Annotated in this window: 22 protein-coding genes and 5 pseudogenes; 16 read left to right on the top strand and 11 right to left on the bottom strand. The window is 48.8% G+C overall.

Annotation, left to right across the window (positions count from 1 at the left end; genetic code table 11):
- Positions 1–12 precede the first annotated feature (12 nt).
- Together JCM11969_RS03950 and JCM11969_RS03955 are read left to right on the top strand one after the other, a co-directional pair.
- Positions 13–431: pseudogene (locus JCM11969_RS03950) on the top strand (cupin domain-containing protein).
- The gene (locus JCM11969_RS03955) at positions 431–748 is read left to right on the top strand and encodes a carboxymuconolactone decarboxylase family protein (protein WP_054708509.1); all 318 of its coding nucleotides are present in this window, start codon (positions 431–433) and stop codon (positions 746–748) included. Before JCM11969_RS03950 ends, JCM11969_RS03955 begins: the two are co-directional and overlap by 1 nt.
- 80 nt (positions 749–828) lie before the next feature.
- Here the strand turns inward: JCM11969_RS03955 and JCM11969_RS19645 are convergent, their stop codons facing one another.
- Together JCM11969_RS19645 and JCM11969_RS18670 are read right to left on the bottom strand one after the other, a co-directional pair.
- Positions 829–972, bottom strand: coding sequence for a hypothetical protein (locus JCM11969_RS19645; protein ID WP_162231449.1), 144 nt, complete (start codon positions 970–972; stop codon positions 829–831).
- Positions 953–1,723: pseudogene (locus JCM11969_RS18670) on the bottom strand (DegV family protein). The gene JCM11969_RS19645 and the pseudogene JCM11969_RS18670 overlap by 20 nt, the downstream one beginning before the upstream one ends.
- Before the next feature lie 1,735 nt (positions 1,724–3,458).
- On the opposite strand from JCM11969_RS18670, the gene JCM11969_RS03970 reads away from it, so the two are divergent.
- The 3 genes from JCM11969_RS03970 to JCM11969_RS03980 all read left to right on the top strand — a co-directional run bounded on the left by JCM11969_RS03970 (position 3,459) and on the right by JCM11969_RS03980 (position 5,578).
- Complete coding sequence (locus JCM11969_RS03970; protein ID WP_162231450.1) at positions 3,459–4,604, top strand: AcpB/EbpR/MafR family transcriptional regulator; 1,146 nt, start codon at positions 3,459–3,461, stop codon at positions 4,602–4,604.
- A 41-nt stretch (positions 4,605–4,645) separates the two neighbouring features.
- Positions 4,646–4,969, top strand: a complete 324-nt coding sequence (locus tag JCM11969_RS03975) for a hypothetical protein (protein ID WP_156319249.1) — start codon at positions 4,646–4,648, stop codon at positions 4,967–4,969.
- Positions 4,970–5,092: 123 nt separating this feature from the next.
- A complete protein-coding gene (locus JCM11969_RS03980; RefSeq protein ID WP_054708526.1) occupies positions 5,093–5,578 on the top strand; it encodes a hypothetical protein in 486 nt (161 codons plus the stop codon).
- A 219-nt stretch (positions 5,579–5,797) separates the two neighbouring features.
- Here the strand turns inward: JCM11969_RS03980 and JCM11969_RS03985 are convergent, their stop codons facing one another.
- Both JCM11969_RS03985 and JCM11969_RS03990 read right to left on the bottom strand, forming a co-directional pair.
- Positions 5,798–6,496, bottom strand: a complete 699-nt coding sequence (locus JCM11969_RS03985) for a GTP pyrophosphokinase (protein ID WP_054708529.1) — start codon at positions 6,494–6,496, stop codon at positions 5,798–5,800.
- Positions 6,497–6,590: 94 nt separating this feature from the next.
- On the bottom strand, positions 6,591–7,016 hold the full coding sequence (locus tag JCM11969_RS03990) for a hypothetical protein (RefSeq protein WP_156319250.1): 426 nt from the start codon (positions 7,014–7,016) through the stop codon (positions 6,591–6,593).
- A gap of 180 nt (positions 7,017–7,196) precedes the next feature.
- On the opposite strand from JCM11969_RS03990, the gene JCM11969_RS03995 reads away from it, so the two are divergent.
- From JCM11969_RS03995 to JCM11969_RS04010, 4 genes are all read left to right on the top strand, one after another.
- Positions 7,197–8,153, top strand: coding sequence for a diacylglycerol/lipid kinase family protein (locus tag JCM11969_RS03995; protein WP_225353124.1), 957 nt, complete (start codon positions 7,197–7,199; stop codon positions 8,151–8,153).
- An 18-nt stretch (positions 8,154–8,171) separates the two neighbouring features.
- The gene (locus tag JCM11969_RS04000; protein ID WP_054708535.1) at positions 8,172–8,456 is read left to right on the top strand and encodes a hypothetical protein; all 285 of its coding nucleotides are present in this window, start codon (positions 8,172–8,174) and stop codon (positions 8,454–8,456) included.
- A complete protein-coding gene (locus JCM11969_RS04005; protein WP_054708538.1) occupies positions 8,441–8,821 on the top strand; it encodes a phosphatase PAP2 family protein in 381 nt (126 codons plus the stop codon). The genes JCM11969_RS04000 and JCM11969_RS04005 overlap by 16 nt, the downstream gene beginning before the upstream one ends.
- Positions 8,822–8,887: 66 nt before the next feature.
- Positions 8,888–10,141: an MFS transporter gene (locus JCM11969_RS04010; protein WP_082409174.1), complete on the top strand. Its 1,254-nt coding sequence runs from the start codon at positions 8,888–8,890 to the stop codon at positions 10,139–10,141.
- A 198-nt stretch (positions 10,142–10,339) separates the two neighbouring features.
- On the opposite strand, the gene JCM11969_RS04015 is transcribed toward JCM11969_RS04010, so the two are convergent.
- Positions 10,340–10,984: a hypothetical protein gene (locus JCM11969_RS04015; protein WP_054708541.1), complete on the bottom strand. Its 645-nt coding sequence runs from the start codon at positions 10,982–10,984 to the stop codon at positions 10,340–10,342.
- A 539-nt stretch (positions 10,985–11,523) separates the two neighbouring features.
- Between JCM11969_RS04015 and JCM11969_RS04020 the strand changes: the two genes are divergently transcribed.
- Genes JCM11969_RS04020 through JCM11969_RS04035 form a run of 4 tightly spaced genes read left to right on the top strand, consistent with a single transcriptional unit; the run spans position 11,524 to position 12,734 of the window.
- Positions 11,524–11,967, top strand: coding sequence for a universal stress protein (locus JCM11969_RS04020; protein WP_054708544.1), 444 nt, complete (start codon positions 11,524–11,526; stop codon positions 11,965–11,967).
- Positions 11,967–12,308, top strand: coding sequence for a glycerophosphodiester phosphodiesterase family protein (locus JCM11969_RS04025; protein ID WP_054708547.1), 342 nt, complete (start codon positions 11,967–11,969; stop codon positions 12,306–12,308). The genes JCM11969_RS04020 and JCM11969_RS04025 overlap by 1 nt, the downstream gene beginning before the upstream one ends.
- A gap of 2 nt (positions 12,309–12,310) precedes the next feature.
- Positions 12,311–12,493, top strand: a complete 183-nt coding sequence (locus JCM11969_RS04030; RefSeq protein ID WP_054708550.1) for a PI-PLC domain-containing protein — start codon at positions 12,311–12,313, stop codon at positions 12,491–12,493.
- Positions 12,483–12,734: a glycerophosphodiester phosphodiesterase family protein gene (locus tag JCM11969_RS04035; protein ID WP_054708554.1), complete on the top strand. Its 252-nt coding sequence runs from the start codon at positions 12,483–12,485 to the stop codon at positions 12,732–12,734. The genes JCM11969_RS04030 and JCM11969_RS04035 overlap by 11 nt, the downstream gene beginning before the upstream one ends.
- Positions 12,735–12,781: 47 nt before the next feature.
- Here JCM11969_RS04035 and JCM11969_RS04040 read toward each other — a convergent pair.
- From JCM11969_RS04040 to JCM11969_RS04050, 3 genes and pseudogenes are all read right to left on the bottom strand, one after another.
- Positions 12,782–14,385 (bottom strand): annotated as a pseudogene (locus tag JCM11969_RS04040) (APC family permease).
- A gap of 673 nt (positions 14,386–15,058) precedes the next feature.
- Complete coding sequence (locus tag JCM11969_RS04045; protein ID WP_054708557.1) at positions 15,059–15,568, bottom strand: universal stress protein; 510 nt, start codon at positions 15,566–15,568, stop codon at positions 15,059–15,061.
- A 25-nt stretch (positions 15,569–15,593) separates the two neighbouring features.
- The gene (locus tag JCM11969_RS04050; protein WP_054708560.1) at positions 15,594–16,103 is read right to left on the bottom strand and encodes a YbhB/YbcL family Raf kinase inhibitor-like protein; all 510 of its coding nucleotides are present in this window, start codon (positions 16,101–16,103) and stop codon (positions 15,594–15,596) included.
- A gap of 158 nt (positions 16,104–16,261) precedes the next feature.
- Here JCM11969_RS04050 and JCM11969_RS19650 point away from each other — a divergent pair, with 158 nt between their 5' ends.
- The 3 genes and pseudogenes from JCM11969_RS19650 to JCM11969_RS19660 all read left to right on the top strand — a co-directional run.
- Positions 16,262–16,507, top strand: a complete 246-nt coding sequence (locus JCM11969_RS19650) for a hypothetical protein (RefSeq protein WP_263850003.1) — start codon at positions 16,262–16,264, stop codon at positions 16,505–16,507.
- Positions 16,480–17,085 carry a M20/M25/M40 family metallo-hydrolase gene (locus tag JCM11969_RS19655; protein ID WP_263850004.1) on the top strand — a complete coding sequence of 202 codons (606 nt, stop codon included), beginning with the start codon at positions 16,480–16,482 and terminating at the stop codon, positions 17,083–17,085. Before JCM11969_RS19650 ends, JCM11969_RS19655 begins: the two co-directional genes overlap by 28 nt.
- 64 nt (positions 17,086–17,149) lie before the next feature.
- Positions 17,150–17,416: pseudogene (locus tag JCM11969_RS19660) on the top strand (M20/M25/M40 family metallo-hydrolase); the annotation flags it as partial.
- A gap of 693 nt (positions 17,417–18,109) precedes the next feature.
- On the opposite strand, the gene JCM11969_RS04060 reads toward JCM11969_RS19660, so the two are convergent.
- The 3 genes and pseudogenes from JCM11969_RS04060 to JCM11969_RS04070 form a co-directional block, all read right to left on the bottom strand.
- Entirely contained in the window at positions 18,110–18,820 is a 711-nt protein-coding gene (locus tag JCM11969_RS04060) for a hypothetical protein (protein ID WP_054708563.1), read from the bottom strand.
- A 300-nt stretch (positions 18,821–19,120) separates the two neighbouring features.
- Positions 19,121–20,383: pseudogene (icd, locus tag JCM11969_RS04065) on the bottom strand (NADP-dependent isocitrate dehydrogenase).
- On the bottom strand, positions 20,349–21,476 hold the full coding sequence (locus JCM11969_RS04070) for a citrate/2-methylcitrate synthase (RefSeq protein WP_054708567.1): 1,128 nt from the start codon (positions 21,474–21,476) through the stop codon (positions 20,349–20,351). Before JCM11969_RS04070 ends, icd begins: the two are co-directional and overlap by 35 nt.
- Positions 21,477–21,480 lie beyond the last annotated feature (4 nt).

Below are 21,480 nucleotides of genomic sequence, written 5' to 3' on the forward strand. Positions count from 1 at the left end.
GAGATTTTAAAAATGGCAAAAAATGAAACTGTTAAAAATGGTATTTTTCCAATGGGACCAAAGAATGACGCTACGCAAAATTCTTTACTGGTCAGAGTTATTTACAAGGTTTGGTAGCGGATCCGGCCGTTAACGTTGGCGTTGGTAACGTGACGTTTGAACCGGGATGCCGCAACAACTGGCACATTCACCACGATGGGTTTCAAATCTTGCTGGTCACTGGCGGTGAAGGACTTTATCAAGAAGACGGCCAACCAGCTCGGTTATTAAAGCCCGGTGACGTTGTGGTCACTCATGATGGTGTGAAGCATTGGCACGGTGCCACCAAGGACAGCTGGTTCTCCCACATCGCAATTACCGCTGGGACACCAGAGTGGCTGGAAGCCGTCTCTGACACTGATTATGCAAAAGCAGAGGAGGGTGCGAAATAATGGCTAAAAAACAAACAGCTGGCCGCGATAATTTAGGGGATTTTGCCCCTAAGTTCGCAGAATTAAACGACGATGTGTTATTTGGCGAAGTCTGGTCACGCGAGGACAAGATGTCCGCCCACGACCGCAGTTTGATCACGGTATCAAGCTTGCTGACCCAGGGCGTGCCACAGTTGGAAGCGCACATGAAGATTGCGAAACAAAATGGCGTGACCAAGGATGAAATGGTTGAATTGATTACGCACCTTGCCTTCTATACGGGCTGGCCAAAGGCTTGGTCTGCGTTTACACTGGCTAAGGAAATTTACGGCGACTAACCGTTAGTTGTGAATTTTCAACGCAATTAAAAGCTTATAAAAAGGATCATCACACGCAAGAAAGCGCTGATGATCCTTTTTTAATGTTGTGCCTTGAGTTGGTTTATAATTGCTTGTGCATCATACGCCCAGGCAATCCCTAACACGCCAGAACCAGTATGACAGCCGATGGCGGGGCCAATAAAGCTCGTGTCAATGGCTAGATCAGGAAATTTGGTCTTCAACTGATCCACAGCGCGCCTTAGCCGTGGCATGATTACCGTCAAACACCACCGCTGCATACGGCAGTTCGGTATTGGCGTTCATGATACGTTGGATGTCATCCTGAATATGATTTAACGCGCGTCTTTCAGTACGTTCCTTCGCCATTGGCGTGATCTTGCCATTGCCGTGAACGTCCATGGTCAGGACGGGACACACGTGCAGGAGACTACCCAGAATTCGCGCAGTGTTGCTGATCCGACCAGTCCGTTGCAGGTGGGTCAGGTCCTTCACGACAAACTCAATCGTCATTGAGTCGCGTAACGTGGTCAATCCTTGAAGCACTTCATTGATACTAAACTGTTCATCTGCTAGCTAAACAGCCAAACTGACCAATAAATTATTACCGCCAGCAGTACTGTTTGTGTCAAACAGGTGGACACGTGGTGCTGTCCGGTCATCAAGCTCGTGCAACGTATCTGCAAATGAGCTGATGCCCTTTGACATCGGGATGATCACGACGTCGTCATAACCAGCTTCCTGCGCTTTGTCCAGCAGCTCAGTCATGGTGCCAAGACTCGGCATTGACGTTGACGGCATGTCAGCGGATGTTGCCAGTTCTGGATAAAAGGTGTCAGGCGTGATATCCACCATGTCGGTATAGGTCTTGCCATGCCACAGGACCGGCACGGGTGCAATAAAGAGATTATGGTGATCATGAATAAATTGGGTCGACAGATAGGCGGTGCTATCCGTAATAATTGCAATTGCCATTGAGTTCCCCTTAATAAATTGAAAAATAATAGTTGATGTCGTCAATTATGCTAAGCTTGCGGGCAGTATTAGTCAACTGTTTAGGGTGAAAATTCAAATCTTAAGAATTCGAAAAATTAATCACAGTATAAAAATAGCGCTGACCCAGGGGAAGGTCAGCGCTATTTTTATTGAGGAAAGGGGGTAAATGATGAGTTGATACGTTACACCTCATTGGATTGTGTGTTTGGGGGAATATCAGTTATTTAGAGGAAGGGGTGTAACTCCAGTTAGGCGTGACAAGCGGATTGGCACGCTTCCGGAAAACAATGGGCGAGCTGGTAGGCTTGAGGTCCAGGTGACGAAGCTTAATGTGTTGGAGTGGAGAATTGAAATTGGTGTTGGTGTTGTTAGTGTTAGGCGTCATCATAATCATGGGCAGTCATCCTTTCAGTTGCGAAATTGTTTGTATCGCTTGATTGATATTAACTATAAAGACTATAGGTTAAAGCTAATTTAAAAGTGTGTGAAGATTTTTAGAGTGCGGAAGAAGGGCGGTTAGAGGGCGGAGCACAAGCCAACTCTGGCAGAAATTCCCGGGCCTGGAATTTTTGCCAGAGTTGGTTTGTGCAGGAGCCCTCTGCCCTTCAGGAGCACGTTTCGGCTATGTAAGGATAGAAAGACTGCAGAAATTCCCGGGCTTGGAATTTTTGCCTGAGTTGGCTTGTGCAGGAGCCCTCTGCCCTTCAGGAGCACGTTTCGGCTATGTAGGATAGAAAGACTGCAGAAATTCCTGGGCTTGGAATTTTTGCCTGAGTTGGCTTGTGCAGGAGCCCTCTGCCCTTCAGGAACACGTTTCGGCTATGAGGCTAGAAGGCTGTTGTCTAAACATCTATGAAAAAAATTTATTCAACCTCTATGTATAAAATTAAGACTAGCAGTCTAACTTAAATTAGGCTTGGCATATGTAGCTACCTGAAAATCATCTTTGATTTACGTGGCAGTTTCTGCAAGCCTTTCTATCCTACATAGCCGAAACGTGTTCCGGTGGGGCAAAGGGTTGCACCTAAGCGACTTCGACCATGAAAGCCAGGCCCGGCTTTCATGGTCAAAGTCGCTTAGGCTCCACCCTCTGACCGCCCCACCTCCACACTCTTTCACAAGTCATCATTCCCCTCACTTCCCGCATTTATTGTTATGATTAACCTGAGAGAATGATTCGGTAAGAAATCTGGTTGCTCAGTCAAGGATTTCCCCAACAAAAAGGACATCGACCCACTAGTGGTCGGTGCCCGGACGTTTAGGAAATTTAACTGTTGTAGCTGCTGAGGGAGATTCATGCTGACAGCTGTCCTGGAGAGTGACGTGGTAGGGGGTATCTACCCTGCCAACACGGCTCGAAATAACTAGGTACTACAGCTACGTTTATAGTATACCCAGTTTTATTGGGGCTATCTGTTCAATATCTGAGTCTAGTAGCGTAAATCATGACCATTTTTTGAACCTTATGGGTGTATATGTTGCATTCAAATGGGTGCCATTGGCGGTGGCACTATCAATTATTCATAAGGCAATGTCAAAAATTGATATTCATGTCCTGAAAAATGGCTTTAAAATGGTAGTATTCATGTTAAATGATTGCGGCGTGGGGGCAAAGCGTCATTTATAAAGGCGTTTTTAAATATGGAGGGGTGTTTTTTAGTAATCATGCTGGAGGTTAAGTACCTCCAACATGGGAGAAAGCGGGGAAGTCAAGGTGAAATTATTCGAATTACTGGATCATAGTGATGTTCGTCAAATTAAGATGATTCAATTACTATCGAAACAGCAACGGGCTTTGACGGTTAACCAAATTGCCAAAACGTTTGCCATCAACGTCAGCACGGTTCGAGAAGATATTAAGCTGATTGCGTTTAACCTCCAGACACTGGGGCCGAACCTAGTGATCGTCAATATCGATGGGGAAGTCTCACTGCAGCATAGCGGTGATGTCTCTTTTAGCGATGTTTACTATCATTATCTGCATAAATCGGTGAAGTATCAGGTACTGATCTACCTGTTAAACCACCGTCAATTTAAGATACAAAAATTGGCGGATGCCTTAAGTGTCAGTACGTCAACGCTTATTCGGCGCATTCGGGAGATCAACCAGAGTCTGGCAGAGTTTAATATTCGAATCAAAAATACGCAACTATTTGGTTGCGAGGCGCAGATTCGGTATTTTTACTTTCAACTCTTGTGGTTGGGACGGCCGATTCAGGTCAATCGCTTTGAATACGCGGATGATCGGGTGGACAAGCTCATGCAAAATGGGCACTTTGACACGTTTATTACCGAAACGGGACGGGTGATGCTGGCCGTTTATTTTGGGTTGGTCAAACAGCGGCTGAACTCAGCGCGTGAGTCAGATATCGATTACGACACGTTTAACTTCCGGAATACCGGTTCGGAGCCCTTCATTCAGCATTTCTCGGATGATTTGCAACACTACTTCCACCAGGTTCATCTAGCGTGGGATCCACGCGAGTTAAATCAGGCGGTCGGCTTTTTAGTGATCCATTTTTGTCTTAACACGGAAAATCCAAGTGCGCGCCGCTTTTTAGAAAACCTTGGCAAACAATTTCCAAAAATTGGTAAACTCAACCGAAAATTCATACAAACAGTTGGCCGAATTCCGCTTGCTGCGAGGCTGCCAAGCGCCTTTACAGAGGAGACTGAATTGTCACTGAGCCAAATTCATTTCTGCCTCGCCTTTTACCAGGCGCGCTGTCGACGGATATCACGTCAGTTGCCGCCAAGGCGTTTGCTGAAGAAGAACTTAGCCGATTTTCTGACGGTCAAGCTGCTAATGAATTGGTCCAAAAGTGTGACACGCTCTGCGAAGAAGCGTTTAATACCTTAGCGATTTCAACGCATGATTCCGACAAGTTTAACAAAGTGTTCATGCGGTATGCCGTCATTTTGAACATGGCGCTGGGCAGTAGTAATAGTTTCTTAACGATTGCTTGTGATTTTAACCTTGAACAGATCCTCAACGTGGCGGCCATTGCGCGGGTCGGTGCGCATATTAACCAGCACATCAAGGTGAGTCTGCAACCCTATGAACCGCAGGAAGACTACGATCTGATCATTACCGACCAGATGAAGTCGTATCCGCACCACGATAGCGCGCGGGTCTTTGTGTTGCTCGGCATGAATTACGGACCGGATTATACGGAGTTGAATCGCGTTTTGAAACAACTTTACTTCGATAAGTTGCAATTCTAGTCAATAATTCCGTTAAAACGCTTTAATATTGATAGGCACCAAGGTGATTTGGGGCATACACTAACTTTGTAACAGGGATATAGGAGATAGGCATTAATTTCTCACAATCCGGGGGGTGCGAGAATGAAAACAATTGATCTAACAGGCAATCATTACGGCCGGTTAACTGCCATCAAAAAGGTCGGTAAACGACCGAATGGGAATGCACTTTGGCAGTGCCAGTGTACATGCGGTCAGTCATGTGTGGTTGATGCGTATAATCTAAAAACGGGTGTGACCAGAAGTTGCGGATGCTTGCGACGCGCACAGTCAAAGGAAAATTGTGCGAAGAACGAGGCTTTCCGTAACCATATTGGCAACACCGCGTCATTAGGTATCGTTGACGGCACAAATGTGTTAGCCATGACCAAGCGCCGACAGACCAATCGCAGCGGCGTGATTGGCGTCAGCTACGAAAAGGGTCGTGATGTTTGGGTTGCCAGACTCTATGTTAAGGGACATCTAGTGCTAAACTCCATTTTCAAGGAGCGCAGCGATGCTATCAAGGCAAGAAAACAGGCGGAAGAGCAGTATCTCAAACCAGTATTAGCCAGTCTTGAACGGCAATAGAGTGTGGCGCAAGGCGGTTAAGGGGCAGAATGTAACGGACTCTGGCAGAAATGCCTGAACTTGGCATTTTTGCCAGAGTCCGTTACATTGCCGACCCTTGCCTTGCGGAACACGTTTCGACAATGAGCCAAGAAAGCACACAATCAAGACCTCAAAAAAGCAAAAAAAACGGTCAGATCCTCAAACCTGGATCATGACCGTTTTTTGCTGTCCTAAAAATCACTTAGTATCTGCATCATTCAAATCCTGATAAATCGTCTGCATCCGTTCTTCAATCGAAGTGATCTCATCCGAAAACCCCTTGATCTGATCCGCATACTTATCGACCAACTCAGGATTGGTATCTGTTTTATAGCGCAACTTATGTTCAAGACTGGCCCACATGTCCATCCCAACCGTGCGAATCTGAATCTCAACGGGGATATCATGCGCACCGTCCGACTGGTATACCGGTACAGAAACGACAACGTGCAGTGACCGGTAGCCGCTTTCCTTCGGGTGCCGAATATAGTCTTTGCGGCGAGTCAGCGTAATGTCTGACTGCTGTAACAGCATCCGTTCAATCTGGTACACGTCATCCAGATAATTGGTGATGACACGGATGCCGGCGATATCGTAAATGTTATCCCGAACGCTCTGCGCTGAAAGCTCAAGATTCTTGCGCTTCAGTTTCTTAAACAAACTTTGCACATCCTTCATCCGTTCTTCCATGTGGTGGATCGGATTATGATCGTGCTTGATTTGAAATTCCGTGTCAAGGTTTTCCAGTTTTGTACCGACCTCGTTAACACCAGATTGACCAAGTTGGTAAATGATGCCCAACTCTTGGAGTTGTTTGACATTATCCGTGCCAATTGCGCGCTTGATGTTATCGTTTGTCTTTGGAATACTCATGAAATTTTGACGTTCTAGGATCATATTAGTTCAAACCTCACTTTAATACGATGTGTCCTTTAGGTGACAGTATGACTCGCTGTTGCCCCAGTTTATCACTTTTCGATATACCTGTCGGCTAAGAAGGTCTCTGGTGGTGCCATTTTTTAAGCATCAGCGCCACGACTTCATTGCCGCCGATACTTGTCCAAGAAAAGATAAGGACAAGCAAAACGAGCGCCACCATTGGCACCGTGTCCTTAGTGATCAGTGGAAACGGGTGTCTAACTGGCTGGGTCGTCGGACTGGTGATCAGCAGGGCGGACTCTTGGCTGCCCTGCTGTGCTAACCGGTGATCAGTACTGGTGAAGGTGATCGGCGCGGATACTGAAGATGTGCTGACAAGTGACGTTGACACTGCCTGACTGCGAAATACACCAAGGGTAATGGTGGGGTTGGTAGCGGCTGATATGTAACCAGAAGTTTGAAACGGTAAACTAAAAGCAATTAGCATGATAACCGCCATGATGACGTGTTTTATCCGGTGATGTCTCATCTGAATCATTCCCCCAAAATTGAGCCTGCATTCCATTATAAGCCATTTATTGCGGTTTTCGCATCTGGAATGTGAAAAAATAAAGCGCTATTATGGCAACTTGGAAAAAGATTGCGCTACCAGCGCGTTTTCGGCGTTAAATCTGACCCAATTCCGCGAATTTTCTGGTAACATGTGAGTAGACTATTTTTGAGGGAGCTGATCGTCATTTCGATTGTTGGGGAATTAATCATTAATAAGGATGCGGGCAACGCCAGATTAGCGAAACAAATGCCACAGCTGATCACAATGATCACGGCTAATTTGACGGCGTACCATGAGCATCAGACGCATCAACCGGGGGACGCAAATCTGATCGTTAAACAACTGGTGCGCGATTACCGCGACCATTTGGCAGATCTGCAGGTGATCGTGGTCGGCGGTGACGGGACGTTGCATGACGTGGTGAACGGCTTGCAGGAGATGGGCCAGGGCCAGGTGCCGATCGGTTACATTCCGACGGGAACGGGAAACGATTTTGCGCGTGCCAACCATATCCCGTTGACGTATCAAAAAGCGGCTGCGAGCCTCGCAACAGCGGAACCGCGTGGCGTGAACGTTGGCCGGGTCAGCGCCAAGGAGTTCGACACGAAGTATTTCATTAATAATTTCGGCATCGGCATTGATGCACTGGTCGTTTACGCAACGAACCATTCACGGTCAAAAAATCTGATGAATAAACTAAAATTAGGCAGTTTGTCATACCCGTTACACTTTGCGACGGCGCTGATGCATCAAAAAGCCTTCACGGCAAGTTGGGGCCAGTGGGCGCTTGACCATCACGATGACCGGTCGTATTTGTGTGTCTTCACGAACCACCCGTTTTTAGGCGGCGGCGTGCGGTTGATCATGCCAGAAGATGACGACCGCAGTGCTTTGCACCTCGTGATCGTGCATAAGGAAAAATGGCAGGTGATTGGGCAAGCGCTCGTGGCGTTGCTAAAAAAGAAGCCAGATGTGCCGCAAATTCACCATTATCAAGGGCCAGAATTTCATTTTGAGACCGAGGCTGGCGAGCACATTCAAGTGGACGGCGAGGAACTTCAAGCACCGCTCCATGCGACGTTGACCCAGGTCACACAACGGTTTTTATTACCTACGGATTAGTGAAGGAGACATGGTCAGGTGAGACGACAAGTACGGCAACGCTGGGAATGGTGTTTGATCGTTAGCGCGGTCTGCTTTCTGGTGCTTATGGGTCTAGTCGCAGCGGGGGTGACCCATGGGCTGGACCAGGACATTTTGAATGCTATCAGAGCATTTAAAACTACGCAGCACACTAGGGTGATCACGGGCATTACGAACACTGGCGGGCCAACAGCCACGCTGATCGAGACGCTAGTGATCGCGGTGATCTTAGTGCTTCGCCGGCAGCTTGGCAAGGCGGTATCGCAGTGGCGACCATTTTAATGGGTGACGGGTTTTATTCGGTGATCAAGTCGATCGTGAAACGACCACGGCCGTTGCATCAAATTTTACCGACGGGCGGCTACAGTTTTCCTAGCGGGCACACCCTGGGCACGACGTTGGTGGCACTTGTGATTTGGACGTTGTTTGTGACTCAGTGGCACCGAAAATGGCTACGGTGGACAGCCACGGTTGTTTTGATACTGTGGGTGCTCCTGGTCGGGTTTTCAAGACTCTATCTGCAGGTGCATTTTCCAACGGACGTCCTCGGTGGTGTCCTGGGTGCGATTTTGCTGTGGTCGGGCATCCGATACTTGGTGGCAATCAGCCCAATTCGTGAGCTGTGCACTAGGGTCATATTAGTGTGAATTAGGGTCTTAAACGCAACCGTGTTTTAGGCTATTAAGTAGGAAACGTGTCAAAAGGGAGGCGCTATGAGTAAGTATCGGATTCAAGCTATTATTTTTGTTTTAGTGGCGTTTATGTTGGGATGTAATGAGTTTATCGTTGTCGGCATTCTATCGGACATGGCTAAGTCGTTTGGCACGCCGGTGGCAACAATGGGGTATCTGGTGACGATTTTTGCCACCACGTATGCGATTTGCACGCCGTTTGTCACCATTTTGACGAGCCGGTTCAGCCGGTATAAAACGTTATTGACGCTGATCATTATCTTTTTGATTGGCAATACGTTGAGCGGTTTTGCGACCAGCTTTTTGACCATGATGTTAGCACGGATGTTGACGGCAACGGTCGCCGGCGCCATCATTTCACTGATCATGACGTTTGCGAGCGCGATTGCGCCGGCGAATAAGCGGGCAAGTCTAGTGTCCTGGATCTTTGCTGGGTTCAGCATTGCGTCGGTGTTTGGCGTGCCATTAGGAACGACCATCAGTATGACCTATGGCTGGCGGTATACGTTCTTCGTGATCTCCATCATCACCATTTTGACGTTTGTGCTGTTGATCTTTATTCTGCCGCGAAATTTGCCGCAGGTTTCCAGCTCGGTTGGCGGTCAGCTGACCTTATTAAAGGACCGGCGAATTTATATTGCCGTTTTCTTAGTGCTGTTTACGGCCGCCGCGATGTATGGCTATTACACTTACATTCGGCCACTGCTGACTACCGCGCTGGGATTCAGCACGGCGAGTCTGAACTGGCTGCTGTTTATTATCGGGATTATGAGTATCATTAGCAATCGACTTTCAGGGACACTTGCGGAACATCAGGGGTTACGATACATGCCGCGATTCTACGTGGCTGATATTGTGCTGTTGGCGCTGTTACCGTTTGCATTGGGAAACAAGGTCGCTGGGTTAGCAATCCTGTTGATCTTGACGCTGATCATTACGATCTTAAATTCCCCGATTCAGATCCACTTCTTAAACGTGGCTGAGCGCGAGTATCCACAATCAATCGTGCTGGCATCCTCGCTGAATTCGATCTTCTTTAACTTCGGCATTTCGCTGGGATCGGCGACGTCCTCGTTGATGATGAGCCACGTCGGTTTGAAATGGATCAGCCTTGGTGCGGCGGTGTTTGCGTTTATTTCGTTGATTTTGGCACTGATGTTGAATCAGTCTGTTAAGCGACGTAAGGTGGCTGAGGGCGTTTTGAGGGAAGGGCATAGAGAGTGGAACGAGGCGGTTAAGGGGCAGAATGTAAGGGACTCTGGCAGAAATGCCTGAACTTGGCATTTTTGCCAGAGTCCCTTACATGGCCGCCCCTTGCCTCGTGTAACTCGTTTAGTCTATGTAAAATAGAAAGCCAAAACAGCAACTTGTCACCCAGAATATCCACCCAAATAACGACAATATACAAAAAAACAGCCTAATCTCAAATCGAGATCAGGCTGTTTTTATTCAATTTATTGTAACCAACTACTGTTAAGCCACAGCATTAAACGCAATATCTGAAGCATGCGGCATATAGGTTACATCAATCTTAGCAGCAGTTTTCCGATTCTTCGCCTGAACCGTGTATCCAAGCCGTTTGCCATATTTGGCATACTCGCCTGAGGTCAGGGTAAACGTTGCTTTACCACTCGCACCAGTAGTCTTGGTGGCGAGCAACTTATCACCACCGTAAAGCCGAACGGTACGGTTCGCGCCCAACGTTGTGACGTTGAGCGTAAAAGTCGTTTCACTGCGGTTCTCGTTATAGTTCAACGGGTCGGTAGTGCCATACTGCTGGTTGGTAATCGTTGCGGCCTTAGTCAAGCGACCATTCTTACTGGTGGTGCCATAAATTTTGAAGTTATGGTTGCCACTGAATGTGTAGGTAATCGCTGTGCCGTTCTTTTTAGCCGGATAATAGGTTGTTTTGCCGTTGTAAGCCACAGCAACCTTACTGACTGCTGCCTTGGTCGTTGTCTTAAATGAAAGTGTCTTCGTTGCTGATTGGTAGCTAAGCTGACTGATCTTCATTGCCGGCAATGTACTTGCCTGAGCCACCGAAGAGCTTGCACTGAATCCACCAAAGAGTGCGCCAAATAGCGCAATGAGTCCTAGGAATTTCCCCGTTCTAGTCATAAGCCTGCTCCTTTGTAATGATGCTGCCGGGATGTCCCCAACAGTTCCCCTTAGCCTATTACAGTATACCTAGAATTTCCTAAACTGCAAGCAGATTAAACGATTGGTGGTGGGCATTGTTGCATACTGGCTTATTTACGGGAGAGAGAGGATATACGTTTAAATGCGGTGTTATAGGGATTGATGCGGGTCGACATTAGTTGTTATTTTGTTGTAAAAAAAGTTTATTCTGTTTTTTAGTCATGATTAAGTGATGCGAGTATTTAGAGGTTATGGTTCTTTTTAAACTCTATATTTGTGTCTTTCTTGTCAACGTAGCGAAACGTGTTCCAGGAAGCAAGGCACTGCATGTAAGCCAACTTTGGCACAAATTCCAAGTTCGGGAATTTCTGCCAAAGTTGGCTTACACTCCGTTCCATAACCGCTTCCTTCCACACTCTGTTACTTCACTCTCCCCAGCCACCATGTTAAAATAGACGCAACTAGATCAGGCATCAAATTAGGCATCAAATTAGGCATAGGAAGCGAGTTGATCTACAGTGTCAGAATTGGATCCAAAGAAATTTACCCATATTTTGGTTGGGGTCGATGATTCTCCCGACGCCCAATTGGCCTTTCGTTACGCCATGAATCGGGCGAAAAGTGACGACGCCGAACTGACCATTACATCGATTTTAGAATCGGAAGACATGAACGTTTATCAAGCCCTGAGCAAGGATTTTGTGCACGGCAAGCGTGACGAACTCCAAAAACACTTGGAAGAATACCGGCAGTTAGCGCTTCGCTTTGGTATTAAAAAGGTGAATACTGCGGTGTCCGAGGGTGATCCCGGTGAAACGATCGTTAAGGAGATCATTCCGGCTTTGAAACCAGACCTTCTCGTTATTGGTTCACTCGCAAAGACTGGCCTGCGGAAGCGGTTTGGCTCGCAGGCGGCCTATATGGCTAAGTACGCACCCATTTCAGTGATGGTCGTTCGCTAATGATTAAAAAACAAGCATTTGATCCATCTACGAAGCGGGTCTTTGCCCACCGCGGAATGTCACAACTCGCACCAGAGAACACGCTGGCTGCGTTTCATAAGGTTAAGGAATCCGGGGTACATTGGTTAGAAACCGATTTGGATCTGACTGCTGACGGCCAGATCGTGATTCTGCACGATGAAAGTATCGACCGGACGACAGATAAGAAGGGTGCCATTCATGAACTCACGCTGGCTGAAGTTGAGACGGCGGATGCGGGTTCGTGGTTCGGCTCAGAATTTACGGGTCAGCGCATCCCGACATTGCCGCAATTGATTGATTTGATCAACGCCGATGGCTGAACGTGAACTTTGAGTTGAAACCCTATCTAGGCGGGGATGAACGGGCGACAACTTTGATTGAAGGCTTCGCTAAAGAACTTAAGCGCGTGTCCCCGCAATCGCAGGTCATTGTGTCGAGCTTTAACGCGACAATGTTGAAGCAATTTAAGGCCCTAAGCAGATACGCCGACTGCGATGCTGTTTAAACGTACCCAGTCCAAGCAGGATTGGGCTGCCATTGCGACCGATACTGGGTCGAAAATCATTCATCCAGATGTCCGCGGGTTGACACGGGCACGCGTTGAAAAATTGAAAAAGGCTGGCTTTGAACTGAATGTTTGGACAGTTAATTCCCTTAAGGCGGCGTACCATCTGTTTGACTGGGGTGTTGATGGTGTGTTCACTGATATTAGCCATCGGTTTCCAGAAGCGTATAAGCGCCAATAAAGACAATCAAAAAAGTCTCCGAGAATTCAATTCTCGGAGGCTTTTTACTAGTCTTCATTCGCAACACTTTTATTCAGTTCCTCGGCGCGATAGTAATCACCGGTCACAACATAGCTCTTGATACCCCAGTAATAGAAGCCCAGGGAAGCCAAAATGATGACGATGAAATCTAACGGGTAGGGGATCCAGTTTTGACCGTTGAACTGTTTACTGCCGATATAGGACATGATTGAGATAAAAATCAGGTACCCAATCATCCACAGACTGGCTTTGAAGGCTTTCCGCGTTGCCACGAAGCCGTTTTTCCATTCATAGTAGAAGTAGAAAGGCAGCCCCAAGAGAATGACTAAGATCACTTGAACGGTTGTCGGCCACATGGCCCAATAGGTCGCTAGTGAGGCCAACACAAAAGAGATGGGGGCAATCCACGGCAGTCGTTTTAACCGAACCGGACGATGTAATTTTGGCCCCATTTTACGCAACGACATCGCGGTGACCGGTCCCGTCAGGTAAGCAATCAGGGTCGCTGTTGACAGCACCGTCGCCAGCACCGCCCACGACCGGAAGACCGACACCATGACCATGCTCAGCACCGTATCTGCCAGCGTGGCAACTCGCGGAATACCGTACTTCGGATTGATCTTGCCGATAAAGCGGGGAATGTGGTGGTTACTTTCCATCGCAAACAACGCCCGTGCGGTGGATGCTACGAAGGAGACGCCCGTCCCAAACGGCGAGATAAAGGCGTCCATGTAGAGGAGCACTGACAGCCAGTGAATGCCCAGCAGAATGGCCATGTCAGCGAACGGCGAGTTAAATGTGATGCCGTGCCAGCCGTATTTCGCAATCATTGCCGGTGGTATCGCCGTAATGAAGGTGCTCTGTAAAATAATGTAAATGATGCCGCTGATCAGCAGCGAAATCGTGATCCCGCGACCGATGTTTTTCCGGGGATTCGTAATCTCGCTTCCCATATTAATGACCGTTTGAAAGGCGTCAAAGGAGAAGATGATCCCGGCAGCGGAGGTCGCGGTGAAGATCGGCGCCGACCCATAGGGCATGAACTGGTGCCAGTTCGTCCCGTAGTTGGCGGGATGGAAACCAGACATGGTCAACAGGATAATGGTCAGTAACGGCACACCGATTTTAAAGACCGAAATCAGACTGGTGAAGTGGGTCAGCACTTTGACCGACCAGAAATTCAACAGGGTAAAGACAATAATGAACCCGAAAACGACGAAGAGCCCGGATGTTGTGATGACGCCGCCGCTAAGAAAGTGGTGCGTCCATTTTGCCCAAGACCACGGCCAGGAACTCATGTACTGCACGGCGGCAACGGCTTCGATGGGAATCAGCGTGATCAGCGAGACCCAGTTGGCCCAGGCGGCAATGAAGCCCAGCAGTGAGCCGTGGGAGTATTGCGCATACTTGCTCATCCCGCCGGATTCGGGGAACATGGCGCCGATTTCAACGTAGTCGTAAGCGATGGCGCCAATAATAAGGCCCCCAATGATCCAAGAAATAATGGCGGCGGGTCCAGCAATTTTGGTCGCTTCCCAGGACCAAAGAGCCACCCAGACCCAATGAGGGAGCCAAGGGCAAGCATGACAAGGGGAAAGAGGCCGATTTTTTTGTTGTTTGTGGGTTGCATGGGAACCTCCAGAGAGTGCGGAAGAAGGCGGTTAGGGGGCGGAGTGTAAGTCACTCTGGCAGAAATGCCCGAACCTGGCATTTTTGCCAGAGTGACTTACATAGTAGCCCCCTGCCTTCTGGAGCACGTTTAGTCAATGTAAAAGAGAAAGAGAGTGCGGAAGAGGGGCGGTTAGAGGGCGGAGTATAAGCAACTTTCGGCAGAAATGCCCGAACCTTGAATTTTTGCCAGAGTGACTTATACAGTAGCCCTCTGCCTCGCGAAACACGTTTCAGCAATATAAAATAGAAAAGCTGTCCAACGATGGCGGCCAGAACATAGAACGCCTACACCTCGCGAAAAGGGTGTCAGTAATACAAAGTAAAAAAAGAAATATGATCCCATCAATAACGGACAGGTAGTAATAAACCAACCAGGCAATCAAGCCTGTATGTAAAAGAACACGGCAATATGCCGAGCCAAATACAGCACATAGTCCAGTAGTTAAACTCACACCAAGACCACAATCATACCGCACCAAAATAAAATCATCCTGTAAATCAAATTGGCCAGCTTAACAATTATCTCATTATATTTTAATAAAAACAATCAACCGTGTCAAAATCCGTGATTGTTAAAAAATGGCATTAAAAAACGATGCCGTCTAGTGCGTCTAAATGGCATCGTTGATCGATTACTTGTTATCGGTTTCTTTCCGGAACGGACTAGTTTTATCCGAAGTAGACGTATTCGCCACATCCGTCCGAACGACCAGCACATCACACGGCGCGTTGCGGGTGACAAAGTCAGTCACGGAACCGGTCAGGACCCGTTCCATGGCCGTCATGCCAGTGGCGCCCATCATGACCAAGTCATTTTTATGGTCGTGGATGAATTCTAAGGAAATCACCGTCTTGGGATTCCCAAACCGCACGTGGGTAGCGACATCGGTCAAGCCGTAGTCGTCTTTAATTTGTTTTACTAAGTTATCTAAGTATTTAGTCGCATCTCCGACCAGTTTATCAACGAGGTCGCTGGTCATCATCGAGCCAAAGTAGCTGGATGATGACCGTTGCGTATCAATGACGCTGAGCAGGTCGAGGTGGGCGTCGTTTCGTTTTGCGACGGCAACTGCCTTAGCTAAGGCCAGTTCAGATAACGATGAGGTATCAAGTGGTACCAACACATTTTGGTATTTTAACATTGGATCAATCCCCTTTTCTTCGCGATTACACGCGGCTCAGGACAACCTCGGTTGCCTGGGCAAGTACGTGGCCTTCCATGGCGTCCCACAGTTCGTTGAGCCAGAACCCGTCCTGCAACGGTAACTGGTCGTCAAGGGCATACACTGTAGTGGTATATCGATGGTCTTTATCCGGCGGCATCGGTCCCGTGTAGTGGGTACCAAGCGCCTCGTCAGGATTATTGACCATGTGGCCGCCCTGTGAGTTTTTGCCATACGTCATCTGAATGGCTGGATCAAGACTCGCATTTTCAGGAATGACAGTGAGTGACCCATCGATGTTGGCCGCGACCCAGTGAATCCAGGTGAAGCCGCCGACCGGAATCGCATCGTGGTCGATCATGGTCACAGCGAACGTTTTGGTGCCGGCCGGAACATCGGTTAGGGTGATCGGAAATGACCGGATAGGCCCACCATCGCGTTTGAATTCATCGGCAGCGTGCTTGCCAAATTTATCTGGTAAATAGCCGTTTGTAACTGGGATATCAATTTTCATAAACACAACCCCTTCATGAATCTTTACTATATTATACAGCAAAGATGAAATAAACCGTAAGTAATTCAATTTTTGTCTGAGTTTCAGTTGCTTCCCAGAGGATAAACAGGGTATCCTAAAGTTAACGGACACAAAAGATAAGAACTGAGGGGACAAATATGGAAACGACGACCATGGTGGCGATTTTGCAACAGTTAATACGGATCCAATCGGTCAATGGAAACGAGGCAGACGTTGCCCGCTATATTGCCGGATTGTTTGCTCCATACGGGAAGCGGGCCACAGTTGAGACGGTGACGTACGCACCGGGCCGCGATAACCTGGTCGTGACCATTGGCAATCCCCAGACAGGCCCGCAACTGGGATTTTCTGGCACATGGACGTGGTGGCACCTGGCGAGCTGAACGAGTGGGACGTGGCCCCATTTGCGGCTGAGATCCAGGGTGATCGGTTGTACGGTCGCGGGGCATCAGACATGAAGAGCGGTTTAGCTGCCCTGGTCATTACCATGCTTGAGATGTTGGAACAGGGCGAGCCGACGACTGGATCGATCCGGTTACTGGCAACGGTTGGTGAGGAGACCGGTGAGTACGGCGCTGCTCAACTGACGGATGCCGGTTACGCGGACCATTTAGCGGGGCTCGTGATTGCTGAACCCAGCGGTATGACAAAGTTGAGCTATACCTCGCGCGGGGTCATTGACTACTACGTTGACTCACTAGGAAAGGCTGCCCATAGCGCTAACCCGCAGAAGGGCATTAATGCGATCGACCATTTACTGGCGTTTTACAACGAAGTGACGGCGTTAATGAAGACGTTTAATAAGATGGATCCCATTTTAGGCGGTCTCATTCATAACGTCGATATGATCTCCGGCGGTGAACAGATCAACAGCGTGCCCGATCACGCCAGGTTAGCAGCAAATATTCGAACGACGCCAGCGTATCCCAATAAGGTGATCTACGAGGCCTTAGAGGGCTGATCGATCACTTAAACCAACGACCGGGGTATCAGTTAAGCATCACGTACAGTTACCCGGAGGAGGCCGTTCCTGGCCGTGTCGACGGCCGATGGTCAAGTTAGCACAAAAGGTGGGTCGGCGCGTCATGGGCCGGCCAATCATGCCAGTGGGATCCGCTGGGGCCAACGATGGTGCTGAATTTAGGCGGGCTAAGCTGCCGTTTGAAACGATCGTGATCGGCCCCGGTAGCAATACGTCCCATGAAGTGAACGAATTTATCAGCATCAATCAATTTTTGTTGAGTGTGCAGTTTTATGAGCAGTTTGCGTTGCGGTTTTTGGGAGAAAAGTAAATTTGATAATGTAAAAGTCTGGAGAGTAGTGTTGTTCTCTGGGCTTTTTTGGTTACTTGGTTTAAAATGCCGCTTCGTTCCACCGGTCGATTCTGCAGGCAGAGGTGGAGTCGCACCGGGGGGTTATAGCAGAAATTCAAGGATCTCCTACGTCTCTCGTGGCAGTAACCGGCCAACGAACAGCCGCTAACGACCATTGACACCCACCAGCCTGCAATGCCGACCGGTTCCACTACGCTCCAATACTTGCAAAGGCAGTCAAACATAATAAGTGGTGCCATGAAATTTGTTAATTAATTGTCGCTGTTAACGACGACCACATGGTGAGAAGCATTGCTGTTACAGTTCTTGATAGCAGTCGAGGGCGGATTCTCTTCAAACTTGGTTTAACACTATTGCGATGTTTAATCAGATTAAGAAGTAAGCTCACTGTAAGTGGAATGGAGCAATTTGGCACGGAGCAGTGGTGCCGATGTCACTAGGTGGACGCGAACTTCGGCCACCTAGTGACATGCGAGACGACTGAGATCCACTCGAGAGCTGCGCAGCAGAAATCGAGTTAGCTCAGTCGCGAGCCACCACAGCGGAGTGCCAAATTGCGGAATGCAACGGATAGATGACTGACATTTCGAAAACAAAAAAACGCACAAACCAAGAATCTGGTTTGCGCGTCGAATTAACCTGTTTCGGGGATTACTTTGTAAACTGTAACACGTAGTTACCCTGAGCATCGGAAGTAATCGTATAGGTGGTGTATCCTGCTTTTAGCCATGATGACTTCGTTGCTGAAGCCCACGCCTTGGCGTCAGAAATGGACGAGAAGGTGTGTGATGAGCTGAAACTGTAGGATGAAGCATCGTTGTCTGTTGATGAAGACGATGCTGCTTTCGATGACTTTTTGGATGAAGATGTCGATGATTTAGCAGTAGTATCAGATGAAGTCTTGGATTGCGACGAAGCCTTCTTGCTTGTCGAACCTGTTTGCCCGCTGTCCTGAACATTTGATTCTGATGTTTGAGTGTCTGAGCTGTGGCGGCTTGAGGCTGGTGCCTGACGGGTGCCGCCCTGACTAGTTGTATCTGTTGAGTTGTCGTTATCCTGTGTATCACTAGCCGATGAGCTTGTGGCGCTATCGGCGTCGGATGAACTGTCACTGTCCTTTTTTGATGTATCATCTTTACTACTTGAAACTTGCGTTGTGTCGTCGTTGTTACCGACACTGGTCGAGCGATTAGCGAGCCAAACACCGATGCCGACAATAAGCGCTAAGATAACCAAGAAACTCACGATGATCTGACGGATCCGGTGCAGCTTCTTGGGACGTTTGCGATTGGGACGCTTATCGTTGTCCTCGGTGTTGAAATTGTAGCGTTGCATTCGCGATTGCGGTTCCTGATTATTCACGTGAAAAACCTCCAGTATCAAGAACGTGCGAGCTAACCCCACATGATATACTACTAAACTTAAGAATACTTCATTTGCCCTAAAAGTTTAACCTTTTTTTCTGGTTTTGTAAAATCAAAGGCTGATGAAAGCGGGAATAATATGGGATTAGCCCAATTGTTAAATTTGCGGACGCTCACGACAATCGGCCTGCATTCTGTTGTAAAAGTTAAAAAGAACACTCAAAAACCCCAGAAATTAGTCTGAGGTTTTTTAAAACAGTTCGCGATTTAAAAACGTCTATAGAGGGTGTGAGACGAGTTATGCCTTACCAATCAGTCGCGCCACATAGTCGCCGAACTGACTCGTCCCAAGCACAGTAGCTGTGTCGTCTTGGGCGAAGTCTTCCGTAACGTGGTGGCTGGCGATGGCTTGTTTGATGCCATCACGGATGAGGGTGGCGGCTTGGGTCCAGCCAGATAGTCAAACATCATGGCACCCGATAGCATCAAAGACGTTGGATTGAGTTTGTTTTGGCCCGCAAACTGTGGTGCGGTCCCGTGGGTGGCTTCAAAGAGAGCGTGGCCGGTCTGGTAGTTTAAATTCCCACCTGGTGCGATCCCGATACCGCCAACCTGAGCAGCGAGGGCATCTGAAATATAGTCGCCGTTGAGGTTCATCGTGGCCACGACCTGGAAGTGCTCGGGGTAAAGGAGCACTTGCTGAAAGAAGTTGTCCGTGATGACGTCGTTGACGATCACCTTGCCGGTCGTTTTGGCCTCAGCTAGGGCAGCGTCTGCCGAAGCACTGCCTCAGCTGCCTTAATCCGGTCATATTCAGCCGTTGTGAAAGTTTCGTCGTAGGTGTCGGCTAGTTGGTAGCCCCACTGCTTAAACGCGCCCTCGGTCTTTTTCATGATGTTGCCTTTGTGGACTAGGGTCACAATGTGTTTATCATTAGCCAGGGCGTAATCTAAGGCTGCTTTCACTAAGCGAGTCGTGCCTTCTTCAGAAATTGGCTTGATGGCGTAGGCGGCCGTCTCTGGGAACCGGACTTTGTCGAGCTGACCCTGTTTTTCCAAGAGGGCTTGCCATTCCTTAGCTTCAGGGGAACCGGCTGGGGTGTCGATGCCCGCGTAAATGTCTTCAGTGTTTTCGCGGAAGACGTCGATGTTGACCTTTTCAGGATGGACAACGGGTGAGGGGGTGCCTGGATAGTAGGTCACGGGACGAAAACAGGCGTAGAGGTCGAGTTTTTGTCGGAGCGTGACGTTAATTGACCGGTGACCGTGACCGATGGGGGTGGTCAGCGGGCCTTTGATGCCGACGCGGTTTTCCTTTAACGCGGCTAGTGTGTCGTCTGGCAGCCATTGGCCAGTTTTTTGATACGCTGCCTCGCCCGCGAGTAAGGGCAGCCAGGAGACGGTCTTGCTGCCCTGATACGCCGATTGAACAGCGGTGTCAAATACCGTTTTGGCAGCGCCCCAGATCTCTGGCCGATACCGTCGCCTTCGATGAACGGAATGATGGGATTATCGGGTACGTTGAGCTTACCCGAATTGAATGTGATCTTGCTGGGTGTCATTTTGGTGCCTCCGATTTTCAAGATAGTGTTGGTTCGTTGGTCCGACATATTCTGATGACGGCCGGATCAAACAACCTTCGCGCTGTTGTTCAAGGATGTGAGCGAGCCACCCGGCTGTCCGGCAGGCCGCGAACAGCATGGTAAAGGTGGCCTTATCCAGTCCTAAACAGTGGTAGATCAGCGCGGTGTAATAGTCGACGTTGGGGTGCAGGTGCTTATTTTTCAGCATGAAATCAGCTAGTGTTGCTTGTAAGTCATAATAGTCTTGATTCCCCGTTTGGTCAGCTAATTTTTCAGCGATGCCGCGTAAAATCTTTGCGCGGGGATCACTATTTTTATAGATGCGGTGGCCAAACCCCATGACCTTGTGGCCAGCAGCGAGTTCCTGTTTGAGATACTCGGCGGGTGCGAGTTCTTGGGCACGAATGGTTTCCAGCATGTTGAAGACTCGTTCGTTGGCACCGCCATGTAACGGCCCTTTGAGGGCACAAACGGCGGCGGTCAGGCAGGAGTAGTAGTCAGACTGCGTTGACGCAACGACCCGGGCGGTAAACGTGGAGGCGTTAAATTCATGCTCAGCGTGCAGCACCATCACGGTGTTGAACATGGCCGCCTGGTCATCGGTTGGCGTGTTGCCGCTAAATAAGTACAGAAAATTCTTGGCGACTGACCAATCCGGTTGGGCGCGCAGCAACGGTTTGCCGTCGCGGATGCGGATGATTGCCGCAATGGCGGTCAGCATTTTGCCCAAAATGGTGGGCGGATCATCGCGCTTGACGTTGTTGGTGGTGCCGAGTAATGAAACGGTGGTCCGCAGAATACTCATGGGATGTTGCGGTTCCTTGGCAATCTCGTTCATCAACCGCAGCGTTTCGTCCGGCAGCGTCATGTGACCGACCAGCGTTCGCGTGAAGGTGTGCAAGTCTTCGGCTGCAGGCAGTCGACCGTACCACAGGAGGTAGACGACTTCTTCAAACGGTGCACTGGCCAGGTCTTCGATCCGGTAGCCCGCGTAGGTCAGGATCGCGTTTTTCGTTGAACTAATTTTTGTTTGGTCGACAACAACGCCGGCCAATCCTTTTGGTAATGTCATTTGA

The organism is Secundilactobacillus paracollinoides DSM 15502 = JCM 11969 (genome assembly GCF_001311135.1).
In the GTDB taxonomy this organism is placed as follows: domain Bacteria; phylum Bacillota; class Bacilli; order Lactobacillales; family Lactobacillaceae; genus Secundilactobacillus; species Secundilactobacillus paracollinoides.

Coding starts and splice junctions, on each gene's coding strand:
- JCM11969_RS19655 (WP_263850004.1), top strand. CDS start 16,480: ATGGACGTGGTGGCACCTGGCGAGCTGAACGAGTGGGACGTGGCCCCA.
- JCM11969_RS04010 (WP_082409174.1), top strand. CDS start 8,888: ATGAGTAAGTATCGGATTCAAGCTATTATTTTTGTTTTAGTGGCGTTT.
- JCM11969_RS04045 (WP_054708557.1), bottom strand. CDS start 15,568: ATGTTAAAATACCAAAATGTGTTGGTACCACTTGATACCTCATCGTTA.
- JCM11969_RS04050 (WP_054708560.1), bottom strand. CDS start 16,103: ATGAAAATTGATATCCCAGTTACAAACGGCTATTTACCAGATAAATTT.
- JCM11969_RS03980 (WP_054708526.1), top strand. CDS start 5,093: ATGAAAACAATTGATCTAACAGGCAATCATTACGGCCGGTTAACTGCC.
- JCM11969_RS03975 (WP_156319249.1), top strand. CDS start 4,646: ATGCGGTATGCCGTCATTTTGAACATGGCGCTGGGCAGTAGTAATAGT.
- JCM11969_RS04025 (WP_054708547.1), top strand. CDS start 11,967: ATGATTAAAAAACAAGCATTTGATCCATCTACGAAGCGGGTCTTTGCC.
- JCM11969_RS03990 (WP_156319250.1), bottom strand. CDS start 7,016: ATGATTCAGATGAGACATCACCGGATAAAACACGTCATCATGGCGGTT.
- JCM11969_RS03985 (WP_054708529.1), bottom strand. CDS start 6,496: ATGATCCTAGAACGTCAAAATTTCATGAGTATTCCAAAGACAAACGAT.
- JCM11969_RS19650 (WP_263850003.1), top strand. CDS start 16,262: ATGGAAACGACGACCATGGTGGCGATTTTGCAACAGTTAATACGGATC.
- JCM11969_RS03955 (WP_054708509.1), top strand. CDS start 431: ATGGCTAAAAAACAAACAGCTGGCCGCGATAATTTAGGGGATTTTGCC.
- JCM11969_RS04015 (WP_054708541.1), bottom strand. CDS start 10,984: ATGACTAGAACGGGGAAATTCCTAGGACTCATTGCGCTATTTGGCGCA.
- JCM11969_RS04035 (WP_054708554.1), top strand. CDS start 12,483: ATGCTGTTTAAACGTACCCAGTCCAAGCAGGATTGGGCTGCCATTGCG.
- JCM11969_RS04070 (WP_054708567.1), bottom strand. CDS start 21,476: ATGACATTACCAAAAGGATTGGCCGGCGTTGTTGTCGACCAAACAAAA.